This window comes from Hymenobacter sp. BT559, assembly GCF_017571525.1.
Lineage (GTDB): Bacteria > Bacteroidota > Bacteroidia > Cytophagales > Hymenobacteraceae > Hymenobacter > Hymenobacter ginsengisoli.
On sequence record NZ_JAGETY010000001.1, the window covers coordinates 277,069 to 290,007 of the forward strand.

At 61.5% G+C, this 12,939-nt stretch carries 8 protein-coding genes; 6 read left to right on the forward strand and 2 right to left on the reverse strand.

Annotation, left to right across the window (positions count from 1 at the left end):
- Nucleotides 1–212: 212 nt before the first annotated feature.
- From J4D99_RS01120 to J4D99_RS01140, 5 genes are all read left to right on the forward strand, one after another.
- Entirely contained in the window at nt 213–3,554 is a 3,342-nt protein-coding gene (locus tag J4D99_RS01120; RefSeq protein WP_208129851.1) for a SusC/RagA family TonB-linked outer membrane protein, read from the forward strand.
- Nucleotides 3,555–5,135, forward strand: a complete 1,581-nt coding sequence (locus J4D99_RS01125; RefSeq protein WP_208129852.1) for a SusD/RagB family nutrient-binding outer membrane lipoprotein — start codon at nt 3,555–3,557, stop codon at nt 5,133–5,135.
- A gap of 73 nt (nt 5,136–5,208) precedes the next feature.
- Entirely contained in the window at nt 5,209–6,039 is an 831-nt protein-coding gene (locus J4D99_RS01130) for a tyrosine-protein phosphatase (RefSeq protein ID WP_208129853.1), read from the forward strand.
- Between the two features lie 97 nt (nt 6,040–6,136).
- Nucleotides 6,137–6,559, forward strand: coding sequence for an energy transducer TonB (locus tag J4D99_RS01135; RefSeq protein WP_208129854.1), 423 nt, complete (start codon nt 6,137–6,139; stop codon nt 6,557–6,559).
- 58 nt (nt 6,560–6,617) lie between these two features.
- On the forward strand, nt 6,618–8,285 hold the full coding sequence (locus J4D99_RS01140; RefSeq protein WP_208129855.1) for an alkaline phosphatase family protein: 1,668 nt from the start codon (nt 6,618–6,620) through the stop codon (nt 8,283–8,285).
- 130 nt (nt 8,286–8,415) lie between these two features.
- Here the strand turns inward: J4D99_RS01140 and J4D99_RS01145 are convergent, their stop codons facing one another.
- Nucleotides 8,416–9,693, reverse strand: a complete 1,278-nt coding sequence (locus J4D99_RS01145; RefSeq protein ID WP_208129856.1) for a dihydroorotase — start codon at nt 9,691–9,693, stop codon at nt 8,416–8,418.
- Nucleotides 9,694–9,770: 77 nt separating this feature from the next.
- Nucleotides 9,771–10,757, reverse strand: a complete 987-nt coding sequence (locus tag J4D99_RS01150) for an aspartate carbamoyltransferase catalytic subunit (RefSeq protein ID WP_208129857.1) — start codon at nt 10,755–10,757, stop codon at nt 9,771–9,773.
- Nucleotides 10,758–11,591: 834 nt separating this feature from the next.
- Here J4D99_RS01150 and J4D99_RS01155 point away from each other — a divergent pair.
- The gene (locus J4D99_RS01155) at nt 11,592–12,836 is read left to right on the forward strand and encodes a site-specific integrase (protein ID WP_208129858.1); all 1,245 of its coding nucleotides are present in this window, start codon (nt 11,592–11,594) and stop codon (nt 12,834–12,836) included.
- Nucleotides 12,837–12,939 lie beyond the last annotated feature (103 nt).

Below are 12,939 nucleotides of genomic sequence, written 5' to 3' on the forward strand. Positions count from 1 at the left end.
GGTAATGAAGTGCATCAACCAGCTACACAAGTAGCACAAAGGGTATTATTCAAGTAATATTCACGAAATAATCAAGAAGGAATTTTGCCCCGTCGAATCGCGTCTACCGCCCCCGATTTAGCCTTTGCTAGCACAACGCGTGGGTGGGGCTGGTCGGCGACGGCAGCTGCGCTGCTGGCAATCAGCTTTTTGCTATCACTCCATCCTTTTTGATGAAACACTATTCTACTAGTATAGGCGCCCGGCTAGGGTGCTTTCGGCGGAGCCTTGCCCCTACGCTGGCGCTGAGTATCCTGGCCCTGCCGGCCTTAGCCCAGACGCAGGCCGTGAGCGGCCAGGTAAAAGCGCCCTCCGGCGAAGCACTACCCGGCGTGAACGTTATCGTAAAGGGCACCTCGCTCGGCACCGTGACCAACGCCGAGGGCAAGTACTCGCTGGCTGTGCCGGCTAGCCAGGCCGTGACGACGCTTACGTTTTCCTTCGTGGGCTACAAGCCGCAGGACGTGGTGGTGGGCAACCAGGCTACTATCGACGTGACGCTGGGCGAAGACACTAAGGAGCTGGCCGAGGTGGTGATAACGGCGCTGGGCATCAAGAAAGACGCCCGCACCATTGGCTACACTACCCAGGAAATAGCGGGCGCGCAGCTGGTGAAAGCCCGCGAGCCCAACCCGGTGAACTCGCTGACGGGCAAAATAGCGGGCCTCACGGTGGCGCCCAGCGCCGAGCTGCTAGGCCGCCCTACGCTGCTACTGCGTGGCAGCTCCAACATCCTGTTTGTGGTTGATGGCGTGCCGATTAACTCCGATACCTGGAACATCAGCCCCGACGACATCGAAACCTACACCGTGCTAAAGGGGCCGAACGCGGCCGCCCTCTACGGCTTTCGGGGCCAGAACGGGGCTATTATGATAACCACTAAGCGCGGCACCGGCGACAAGCGCAAGGTGGCGGTGGAGTTCAATTCGAGCACCCAGATTCAGCCCAGCTACCTGGCCATTCCGGAGAAGCAGAACGAGTACGGCTTCGGCTCAAACTACCAGTACGCCTATTCCAACAGCCTCTACGACGAGGGCAACGTGAACCGCCGGGCCAACATCTGGGGGCCGCGCTTTGAGGGGCAGAATGTGCCGCAGTACGACTCGCCGGTGGTGAACGGTGTGCGCCAGGGCACGCCCTGGCTAGCCAAGGGCGCCAACAACTTCCGCGACTTTATGCGGATGGGCGTGCTGTCGGCCAATAACGTGTCGATATCGTCGAGCGGCGAGAATTACGACGTGCGCCTGTCGGTGTCGAATAACTACCAGCGCGGCATGGTGCCCAATACGGGCCTCAATATCACCAACTTCAACCTGAGCACGGGCGTCAACTTCAACCCCCGCCTCAAGTTTGACGCGGCTTTGAATTTGAGCTTGCAAAACTCGCCCAACATTCCGCAGAGCAGCTCGGGGCCGGAGAGCGAAACCTACATTTTCCAGGTGTACGGGTCGAGCAGCTGGGCGCTGAGCGATATGCGCGACTACTACAAAGGCCCGCAGGGCGTGCCCGGCGTGCAGCAATATTATGCCGAATACGGGCGCGGCAACAACCCCTATTTCGTGGCCAACGAGTGGCTGTACGGGCACCGCAAAACGGATATTTATGGCTACGGCCGCCTCAGCTACAAGCTCAGCGACCACTTCAACCTGGCCCTGCGCTCGCAGATAACGACCTGGAACCAGCTGCGCACCGAGAAGGTGCCGTACTCGGCCATCACCTACAAAACGCCCGACCTGCGCCAGGGCGACTACCGCGAAGACCGCCGCAACCTGCTCGAAAACAACACCGACCTGCTGCTGAGCTACAACCAGAAGCTAGGGGAGAATTTCACGCTGAGCGCGGTGGGCGGCGCCAACGTGCGCTTGTTCAACTACAATTCGAGCTGGGCCACGACGGACTTCCTCATTGTGCCGGGCGTGTACAATTTCAGCAACTCGAAAAACCCCGCCCAGGCCTACGACTTCGGCTCGGATATGACGGTGCTGAGCGCCTACGCCACTACCGACCTGGCTTTCAGAAACATTGCCTCGCTAGGCCTCACCGGGCGCTTCGATAAGCTCTCGACCTTGCCGAAGAACAACCGGACGATTTTCTACCCGTCGGTGTCGCTGAGCACGGTGCTGAACGAGTACCTGCCGCTGCCCGAGGCCATTTCCTTCCTGAAGCTGCGTGGCTCGTATGCCAACGTGAAGGGCGGCAATACGGCCAGCACCATCGGCTCGGCCTACCAGGCCGTGACGGGCAACTCGGTTTCGAGCCTCATCGGCTACGGCGCGGAGGTGACGACGGCCTACGATGGGCCGAACTACGTGAACCAGGCTACCTACACCATCACCAAGCCTTATAACAACCAGCCGGGGGCTAGCTTCACCAATAGCCTGCCCAGCCCCAACCTGAAGAGCTACTCGGTGACGTCGTACGAGTACGGCTTCGACGCCAAGTTTTTGGGCAACCGGCTCGGGCTCGACGTGACACACTTCACGTCTATTAACGGGCCGCTGATTTTCCAGCTGCCCGTGGCTTCCTCGTCGGGCTACACCAGCCAGACTACCAACGCCGTAACCACCCAGAAGAACGGCTGGGAAGTGGCCCTGACCGGCGCCGTGCTGGCCAACCCTAGCGGCCTGAGCTGGGACGTGCTCGCCAACTGGAGCACCTATAAGGAAACGCTGCGCGAGATTGACGGCAAGGAAACGAGTATCTACCTGCCCGGCCCCAACCACGTCTTCAACATCGGTGACCGCCTGGATGGCTACTACAGCTACAACTTCCTGCGCTCGCCCGACGGGCAGATTATCAACTCCTCGACTGGCATTCCGCTGGTGCGCCCGTCCGGCACCAACAGCTTGCAGTTTATGGGCAATACCAACCCCGACTGGGTGTGGGGCGTTACCAACCGCTTCTCGTACAAGAACTTCAATTTTAGCTTCCAGTTTGATGGCCGGGTGGGCGGCGTCATCCGCGACCAGGTGTATGCCTACGCCCTGAACGCGGGCAACGCTACCGACCTGGTGCAGGGCCAGCTAGGGGCTGCCCGCCTGCAGGAGTGGCAAAGCACCAACCTAGGCACCAAGGCCCCCACGCCGGCCTACGTAGGCCCCGGCGTGGTAGTGGCGAGCGGCAACGTGAAGTTTGACGCTAACGGCAACATCAGCAACTTCAACGAGCTGCAATTTGCCCCCAATACCAAGGCCACGACCGTGCAGACCTATACCCAGGGCGTGTACAACAGCGGCATTGAGGAGCCCTACATGGTGAGCAAGACCTACGCCAAGCTGCGCGAGGTCATCATCGGCTACTCGGTGCCGAGCAGCCTGCTAGCCTCGCGCTTTATCAAGGGGGCCAACGTCTCGCTGGTAGGCCGCAACCTGCTCTATTTCGCGCAGCGCAAGGATTTTGACCTTGACCAATACGCGCAGGGCTTCAACCTGGCCGACGGCAGCACGCTGAAAAACCCGAGCCTGCAATCGGCCACCACGCGCTCGATGGGTATCAACCTCAACCTGACTTTCTAGATGAAATCCTTTGTGAACCTGGCTGGGGCAGCCCTGCTGCTAGCCCTGGCCGCCAGCGGCTGCAAGACGATGGACGAGCAGCTGCCCAATCCCAACCTGCCCACCGCCGACAGCGCCGTACCGCCCGCGCTGCTGCTGCCGCGCATCGAGTACGACCTTTTCAACAGCGGCGACGGGGGACCCTTTACGCAGGTGCAGCGCTGGAACCAGTATACCATCTCGAACGACAGCTACTACGGCGGCCAGAACCAGTACAACTGGACCACTACGGGCTCGCTGTACACGGTGCTCAAAAACGTGAACCAGATGGATATCCAGGCCGTGAAGCAGCTGGGTACCAAGCAGAACGTGTACAGTGCCCTAGCCAAGTTTTTCCGGGCCTACATTTTTATCTGGCAAACCCAGCGCGTGGGCGATACGCCTGCTGCGCAGGCCGGCCAGGGCCTAGCCAATCTCACGCCCACCTTCGATGCACAGAAGGCCGTGTACGCCCGCAGCCTGGCCATGCTCGACACGGCCAATACGCTGCTGGGCAACTCGCTGGCGGGCACACTGAGCGGCGACATCTACTACCAGCAAAACGGGGCTAGCGCCGTGGCGCAGTGGCGCAAGGTGGTGAACTCGTATAAGTTGCGGGTACTCATCAGCCTCAGCCGCCGGGCCCAGGACAATGCGGATTTGCAGATTCCGCAGCAGTTCGCGGCCATCGTGAACAACCCAAGCCAGTACCCGGTGCTGACCAGCAACACCGACAACTGGGCCTTCCAGTTCAACTCGGCCTACAACACCTACCCGCACACCCCCAACGACGGCAACAACCAGCGCCAGAACGCCGGCGCCGCCTACCTCAGCCTCACCACCGCCACCCAGGACCCGCGCACGTTCATCACGGCCACGCCCGCGCCGGCCCAGCTGGCGGCCGGCAAGCAGCCCAGCGACTTCTCGGCCTACGTGGGCAGCAGCCCGGCGGTAGGCTTGGGCGATTTATCGACCGGCTCGAACGCCGGCCAGTATTCGTTTACCAATTACCTGCGCTACTACTCGTCGGTGCAAGGCCCTGAAAGTTACATCCTGCTAGGCTACCCCGAGCTGAATTTCACCATCGCCGAGGGCATCAACCGCGGCTGGGTGCCGGGCGCCTCGGCCAACACCTACTACCTGCGCGGCATCAATGCTTCGCTGGATTTTTACGGGCTAGCCGACGGGCAGCAACTGACCATCGGCGACGTATCGGGTAAGAAATTGGGCACGGCTGTGGTGTCGCGCAGCGCATTCCTGAGCAATCCGGGCGTGATGTACAAGGGCGATAACACCGATGGCCTGGAGCAGATTCTTAACCAGAAATACGTGGCCTTTTTCCAGAATTCGGGCTACGAGCCGCTCTACAATTGGCGGCGCACGGGCTTCCCGCGCACGTTCGTGAGCACCGGCAGCGGCATCAACGCCACGGGCAAGATTCCGCGCCGCTGGCAGTACCCGGTGGATGAGCAGACTTACAACCCCGATAACTACAGCGCGGCCCTGAAAAGCCAGTTTGGCGGCACCGACGACCTGAACCAAGACACCTGGCTCACGAAGTAAAGCTGCTGGAAGCGGCTCGGCTGGAGGCAACCGCCTCTACGCCGGGCCGCTTCTCTTTTCACCTCTCAGTTCGATGAAAAAGCTCCTTCTATTCCTCGGCCTCGCCACGCCCGCCCTAGCCCAAACGCCGCCCGATACGGCGGTTTTCGCCCCCCGGCGCGCCGTGATGCTGCAAGGCACCAGCAACTTCCGTGACCTGGGCGGCTATCCGGCCGCCGGCGGCAAGCACGTAAAATGGGGTCACATTTACCGCTCGGCCGACATCAGCAAATTGACTGATAGCGACCTGCTAGCCCTGCAAAAGCGCCACGTGGCGCTGGTGTGCGACCTGCGCGGCCCGCAGGAAGTAGCCCAGGCGCCCGACCGCCTGCCCGCTGGCGCCCGCCACTTGGCGTTGCCCGCCGGCAGCGAAAAAATCGACCCGCGCTTGCTCATGGGCGGCAGCAAAAACCTCGACCGCGACTCGCTGATGCGCGCCGTGTACACCAACACGAGCTTTTTCAAGGCCAAGTACAAGCCGCTGTTTGATGAGCTGCTGACCCTCGACAACGGCCAGGCCCTGCTTTTTCACTGTACTGCGGGCAAGGACCGCACCGGCATCGGGGCGGCGCTGGTGCTGGCGGCGCTAGGGGTCGACCGGGCCACCATCCTGCGCGACTACGCGGCCACCGACGTGTACTGGCAGGCTGGCCGCGCGCAGAGCTTGCAGCGCATGAGCCAAGCCGGGATGTCGGCCGAGGCCGTGAACACCGTGCGCCCCCTGCTCGCCGCCAACCCCGCCTACCTAGCCGGCACCTTCGCCGCCCTCGACCGGCAGTATGGCTCCATGGATAAGTTTCTGGCTACGCAAATGGACCTGACGCCTGCTAAGCGGGCGGCGCTGCGCGCCAAATATCTACAGTAAGCCATGGTGCAGCTTTCTTTCACGGAAACTTAACGCTGGCGTGGCACTGAGGCAAAGCAACGGCCGGAGCTTTGTAGCAGGGCTAGTATGCTACCGTATGCGAAATTTTTTACTTTTTATATTCTTTACGTTCAGCGCGTTAGTCGGGCTGGGGCAAACTTTCCAGGCCACGGAGCCGCTGGGCACGGCAGGGGCTAATCCTGCGGTGCTCAACTACGCCGAGCAGATGCCCGCCTTCGTGGGTGGCGAGGTGGCCCTGCACCAGTACCTGGCCACCCAAACCAAGTACCCGCCCGAGGCCCTGCGGCGCGGGCTGTCGGGCCAGGTGGTAGTGCAGTTTGTGGTGGATGAGCAGGGCCGGGTGCTCGACCCAATAGTGGTGAAAACGACCGCCGCCGAGTTCAACGACGAGGCCCGCCGGCTGGCTTGGCTCATGCCCCGCTGGACGCCCGGCCGCGAGCACGGCCAGCCCGTGCGGGTGCGCTGCACGCTGCCCATCAGCTTCACCTTTCGGCGCTAGCCCCGAGCTCGCCTACATTTACCGGGGTAGCTCCGTAGGGCTGCTCTTTGCTTTAGTTATGCTGAACCGCTTGCTTTTGCTAGCCGCCGGCCTGCTCGCCTCCGAGCCCGCGCTGCTAGCCCAAAACCGCCCCGCACCCAAGCTGCTGGTAGGCATCATGGTCGACCAGATGCGGCCCGACTACCTGACGCGCTTTGCCAATGACTTCGGGCCCGATGGCTTCAACCGCCTGCGCCGCGAGGGGATGGAGTGCCGCAACACCCACTATAACTACATTCCGACCGTGACCGGGCCGGGCCACTCGTCGGTCTACACCGGCACCACGCCGCGCTACCACGGCATCGTAGGCAACTCGTGGTACGACCGCCGCCTGCGCCGCGACGTGTATTGCACCGACGACACCACCGTGCAGCTTGTGGGCCCGGCCAGCAAGGGCCTCGGCGTATCGGCCCGCAACCAGGTGAGCACCACCCTCGGCGACGAGCTCAAGATGACTTACGGCGGCCGCAGCCGGGTGCTAGCCCTGTCCTTAAAAGACCGGGCCTCGGCCCTGCCCGCCGGGCACATGGCCGACGGTGCTTTCTGGTTTGATACCGGCACGGGCAGCTTCATTTCGAGCACCTACTACGTGCCCCGGCTGCCGGCCTGGGTCGAAAGCTTCAACGCTCAGAAGAAGGCCGACTACTATCGTACCCAGACCTGGACGCCCCTGCGCGGCCCCGAGGCCTATCGCAACAGCCTGCCCGACTCGAACCGCTACGAGCGCATTTTCAAAGGCAAAACGGCCGCAACGTTCCCCTACGACCTGGCCAAGCTGGCGCCGCTCAACCCGCCTGCTTACGAGGGCATCTACACTTCGCCCTTCGGCAATAGCCTGCTTACCGACCTGGCACTGAGCGCGCTGGCTAGCACCGACCTGGGCCGCGACGACGTGCCCGATTTGCTGGCCATCAGCTACTCAAGCCCCGATGCGGTGGGCCACACCTTCGGGCCGCTCTCCAAGGAAGAAAACGACCTCTACCTGCGCCTCGACCTGGAGCTAGCCCGCCTGCTGCAAGCCCTGGATAAGACGGTGGGCAAAGGCAACTATGCTATATTTTTGACCGCCGACCACGGTGCCAGTGAAGTAACCCGCTACCTCGCCGACCACCAGCTGCCCGTTGGCACCTTCGACCGCCGCGCCGTGTACCAGGCCGCCAGCGCCTACCTCACCGCGCAGCTAGGCCCCGGCCAATGGCTCGAAACCGAGCGCAACAACACGTACTACTTCAACCGACCGCTGCTAGCCCAGCATAAGATAGAACTGGCCCACGCCCAGCAGGTGCTGGCCGAGTTTGTGCGCGACCAGCCGGGCATAGCCCAGGTCAATACCACTACCCAACTGCTCGATGCGGGCTACACCACCGGCCTCGAAGCCAAGCTGCAGCTAGGCCTCTACTACCCGCGCTTTGGCGATGTGCGCTATGAATTGATGCCCGGCTGGACCGGCGACATCGGCGTGGGGGCTAGCCACGGCACCGGCTACGCCTACGACAGCCACGTGCCGCTGCTGTGGTGGGGCCCCGGCATCCCGGCCGGCGTCAGCTACGCGCCGCACACCATCACCGACATCGCCCCCACGGCGGCTATGCTCTTGAATAGCAAGCTGCCCAGCGCCTGCATTGGCCAGCCCATCGTGGAGGTGCTAGGCGGCCCCGCGCCGGCTACCAAGCCCAAGCGCCCCTAGCGCACCCAGGTAGGCTGCTTCGGCGCCCCCGCCCTGCCTGGGGTAAGGGCGCCGCTGTTCTACAGCAGATTAAGCCACATGCTCGCTGCTATTTCTCACTCAAGCAGAGCAGCGGCGCCCTTTACACCTGTTAGCGTTCCAGCAGGATTCCCGGCCCTAAAATCACCATATCCACCCGGCCTTTCAGCGTCTGGTCGATGAAGGGGGTGTTCTGGGATTTGGATTTCATAAAGTCCCGCGTAAAGGTCGTTTCGGCTTCGGTGTCGAACAGGACGCAGTTGGCCGGCTGGCCGACTTCGATGCTGGGCACCGGCAGGTCCATCAGGCGGCGGGGCTCCGCCGAGTAGCGCTTTACCACCAGGTCCCAGCCAAATTTCTTAGGCTCGACGAAGAAGTGGTGCAGCGAAACCAAGGCCGTATCCAGGCCGGTGATGCCGTTGGGCGCGCTAATGAAATCCTGGGCTTTCTCAAATGGCGTGTGCGGCGCGTGGTCGGTGGCAATGAGGTCGAACACGCCTTCGATGAGCCCTTCGAGCAGCGCGTCGCAGTCGGCCTGCGTGCGCAGCGGCGGGTTCATCTTGTAGTTCGTGTCGTAGTCACCAATGTGCTCGTCGGTAAACAGCAGGTGGTGCGGGGCCACTTCGGCCGTCACCTTCACATCGCCGCGCGATTTCCACCAGCGGATGGTTTCCATGCCGAGCTTGCTCGACACGTGCTGGATGTGCACGTGCGCGCCGGCCGCCCGGGCCAAACGAATGTCGCGGTCAATGATAATCTCCTCCGCGCAAGCCGGTGAACCCTTAATACCAAGCCGATAGCTCATCACGCCTTCGTTGAGGGCACGCGGCCCGGCCAGCTCGGGCACCTCGCAGTGGCTGGCGAAAAACATCCCGAACTCGGTGGCATACTGCATGGCCCGCAGCAGCACGGCCGGGTCGTTGGTGGTGTCGCCGTCGTCGGTGAGCATTTTGACCCCTAGCCCGCGCATCCCCTCGATTTCCGCCAGCTCCTTGCCCTCGCGGTTCTTCGTGACGCAGCCCGAGGTGTACACCGGAATGCGCGAGCGGTCTTTAGCATTTTCCAGCACGGTGGCCACGGTAGTGGCCGAGTCGAGGGCCGGGCGGGTGTTGGGCATCATCACCACGCCGGTAATGCCGCCGTTGATGGCCGCCTCGCTGCCCGTTGTAATGGTTTCCTTGTTCTCGAAGCCGGGCGCGCGGAAGTGCACGTGGGCATCAAACATGCCTGGCATCAGCACCCGGCCACGCGCGTCGATGACGCGCGCACCCTCAGGAATAGCCAGTTTAGTACCGATGTCCTGGATTTTTCCTTCGACAATCAGGACATCGCCCTCGCGCAGCACGGGTGAGTTTTCGGAAGCGATGCGGGCATTTTGAAGGAGAAGCATGAAGTGATAATGTCTGTAAACCGCTAGGGTTATGGAAGATGTAAGTAAGAACTGAAATTAGCCTGCGCGGCTGGCACCTAGGGTGTGAGCAGCGAGGAGCCCGCCCGCGGCCGCGCGGCAGCAGTATAAGCCTCCTGCTTCGGAAACTCCCCGCCCGGCGTAAGCCAGTCGAGCACGGCCATGCGGATGGAGATGCCATTTTCGACCTGGTTGGTAATCAGGCTACGCTCGTAATCCATTACGGCGTCGCACAGCTCGACCCCCCGGTTCACGGGGCCGGGGTGCATGATGTAGAGGCCCCGGTCGCGGATTTCTGCCAGCCGGGCCGTGGTGATACCGTAGACCCGGTGATACTCGCGCACGCTCGGGAAAAACTGCACGTCCTGGCGCTCTAGCTGCACGCGAAGCAGGTACACCACATCGGGGCCCCAGGCCATAGCTGCCTCGTAGTCGGTGAAGCGGGGGATGCTTTCCGGCACGTACTTGGGCACCAGCGAGCCCGGCCCGAGGTACGCCACCTCGATGCCTAGCTTTTGCAGCAGCGTGCTGGTAGAGCGTGCCACGCGCGAGTGCAGAATATCACCGATGATGAGGACTTTTTTGCCCCTTGGGTCAGGAAATTTCTCCCGGATGGTAAAAGCGTCCAGCAGGGCCTGGGTGGGGTGCTCGTGCGCCCCGTCGCCGGCATTGATAACCGACGCCGTGGTTTGACGGGCTATCATGCCCGGCAGGCCGGGGTGGCTATGGCGCACCACGATATAGTCGGTGCGCATGGCCTGAAGCGTCTCGATGGTCTCGCGCACCGACTCGCCCTTGGTGATGGAGGAGTGGGCAACGTCGAAATTCGTGACCTCCGCCGAGAGACGTTTGGCCGCAACCTCGAAGGAGGAGTGCGTGCGGGTGCTAGCCTCGTAGAACAGCATGAGCACGGACTTACCCTCAAGGGCGGGGATTTTTTTCACCGAGTGGGTGAACAATTTTTTGAACGACGTGGATTGGTCGAGCAAAAACTCGATTTCCTCCCGGTGAAGGGAGGCGATATCGAGCAGGTCTTTACGTGCCATACCGAAGGGGAGGGAAATGAGATTGACTAGCTAAAACAGACAAGATGAAGGCTTACCGGCCACTACTCATGACGGGTAGCCTGATTGGTGGCGTGGCGACTGCCACCGAACGGAGCGGACATAAAAAAACCGTTTCGGAATCCGAAACGGTGGCGGGGTAATAAGCAGAAAAAATAGCGGAAATGCCAAAGGCAACATCGGGAAAACCGTTGGTGGCGAAGACCTTGCGGCCTACTCGCGGCTCCTTGCTGAGCAGGGTTCCGCGCTTCGTCAACAGGTTTTTTGGTTGAAGCACGGTGCAAAGCTACGGCAGTGTTACGTATCCCTTAAGCAGGTTAGGCAAAAATTTGCGTAGAGGCGAGCGTACGCATTGCGAGCAAACGAGTGAACGACGCGTTTTTGCCAAACATATGCAGCATGCGGAAGCGCTGCGGGCCGGTTGGCACCCCTAGCAGCCGGTTCAAGGCAAGGTCTTAAAGTCAACCAGGCAGCTTCAGTCCGCGCGCTTACCAGGAGGCAACAAGCGCATCCAAGTCAACGCGTAAACAATCTCGCAGAGCTTCAGTAACGCCACGCTACTAACCCGCAGGCCAATAAAAAACCTCAGAATATTTCTGAGGGTTTTTGTGGCAACAGTTGGGCCCGCACCCCACGAGTTAGCCCGCTCTCAACCACTACTAAAATTGCCTTTAATTCACCGTAGAGGCAGTTTCTCCCGAACGGCTATCTGAATTAGTCTAGCTAGTATCGGGATTAGTCGGGCATTTTGTCCCCCGGTTGTCCCCTGAGCGGGGGACAGGGCGTAGCTTTAGGGAAGTATTCCATTCCTACTCTATGGCCGCCGTTTCGTTTCTACTGAAGGAGCCCAGCGCTAGCAAAGCAACGCCCATTTTCGCCTTCGTGAGCTTTGATGGCCAGCGTGTCAAAGTCTCCACTGGCCTAAGCATTCTGCCCAGGCAGTGGCTCAAGACCGAGCAGCGAGCCCAGACGCGCGGGCTACCCGATAACGGCAAGCTTAACGACGCGCTGGAGCTAGCTGAGCAGCAGCTGCTCGACTGCTACCGCACTCACCGGGCCGAGGGCCACCTGCCCAGCACAGAGGCCTTGCGCGCGGCTGTGGTACCGGTGCCAGCTGAGCAGGTGGCCGCGGCGGCCGCCGTTACCTTCTGGCAGCATCTTGATGAGTGGGTAGAGCAGAAGCGCGCCCAGGGCCTGCTCAATACAGCCCGCACCTACGCCACCGCCGCGCGCCACCTACGCGAGTTTGCCCAGGCCAGCCGCTACGGGGTAGATTTCGACACTATTACGGCCAGCTTTGGGGAGAAATTCACGGCCTACCTCGTCGGGCCCGCCCACCTGACGGATAACACCATCAGCAAGAACCTGACCCGCCTCAAGCTCTTTATGAAGTGGGCAGCCGGCCGGGGCCTGCATACCAATACCTACTACCCGAAGCTCACCTGGTCCCGGCGCGAGCCCGACGTGATGACGCTCACGGCCGACGAATTGCAGCACTTGGCCACGCTGCCGCTGCCAGCGGGTAGCTACCTCGACAACGCCCGCGGACTGTTCGTGCTCAGCTGTTACACCGGCTTGCGCTACTCGGACCTGGTGAGCATCCGGGCTGAGCACGTGCGCGGCAACTCGCTGCGCCTAGTGATGCACAAAACGAAGGATGTAGTAACGGTGCCCTTGCGGCCTGAGGCTGTGGCGCTCGTCGAGCGCGTAGTGGCCGGCGAGCTGCGGCCGGTGGCCAACCAAGTGCTCAACCGGTTTTTAAAGGAGCTAGGCCAGCGCGCCGAGCTAGCGACGCCGGTAGAAGTGGTGCGCTACCGCGGCGGCCGGCGTGAGAGCGAGACGCTGGCCAAGTGGCAGCGGCTGACCTGCCACACCGGCCGGCGCACTTTCGCTACGCTGGCGCTGGAGCAAGGCCTGCGGCCCGAACTCGTGATGAAGATTACTGGGCACAAGAGCTGGGCCAGCTTCAAGCGCTACGTCAACATCACGGCAGATGTGGTGAGCAAGGAGTTTCACCGGGTGTATGGAGGTGGTGGCCAGGCTTTAAATGAAATCACCTAGTAAATTTGTTTGATGCACTTATCAGACCCACCCGGCTATGAACATACCATACACTTTCAGGCATTCATTACTTCCCCCGAATTATCTGATTTCCTATTAAGTA

Bases quoted from the DNA above. Each gene is read 5' to 3' on its own strand.
- J4D99_RS01120 (WP_208129851.1), top strand. From the start codon at position 213: ATGAAACACTATTCTACTAGTATAGGCGCCCGGCTAGGGTGCTTTCGG.
- J4D99_RS01125 (WP_208129852.1), top strand. From the start codon at position 3,555: ATGAAATCCTTTGTGAACCTGGCTGGGGCAGCCCTGCTGCTAGCCCTG.
- J4D99_RS01130 (WP_208129853.1), top strand. From the start codon at position 5,209: ATGAAAAAGCTCCTTCTATTCCTCGGCCTCGCCACGCCCGCCCTAGCC.
- J4D99_RS01135 (WP_208129854.1), top strand. From the start codon at position 6,137: ATGCGAAATTTTTTACTTTTTATATTCTTTACGTTCAGCGCGTTAGTC.
- J4D99_RS01140 (WP_208129855.1), top strand. From the start codon at position 6,618: ATGCTGAACCGCTTGCTTTTGCTAGCCGCCGGCCTGCTCGCCTCCGAG.
- J4D99_RS01145 (WP_208129856.1), bottom strand. From the start codon at position 9,693: ATGCTTCTCCTTCAAAATGCCCGCATCGCTTCCGAAAACTCACCCGTG.
- J4D99_RS01150 (WP_208129857.1), bottom strand. From the start codon at position 10,757: ATGGCACGTAAAGACCTGCTCGATATCGCCTCCCTTCACCGGGAGGAA.
- J4D99_RS01155 (WP_208129858.1), top strand. From the start codon at position 11,592: ATGGCCGCCGTTTCGTTTCTACTGAAGGAGCCCAGCGCTAGCAAAGCA.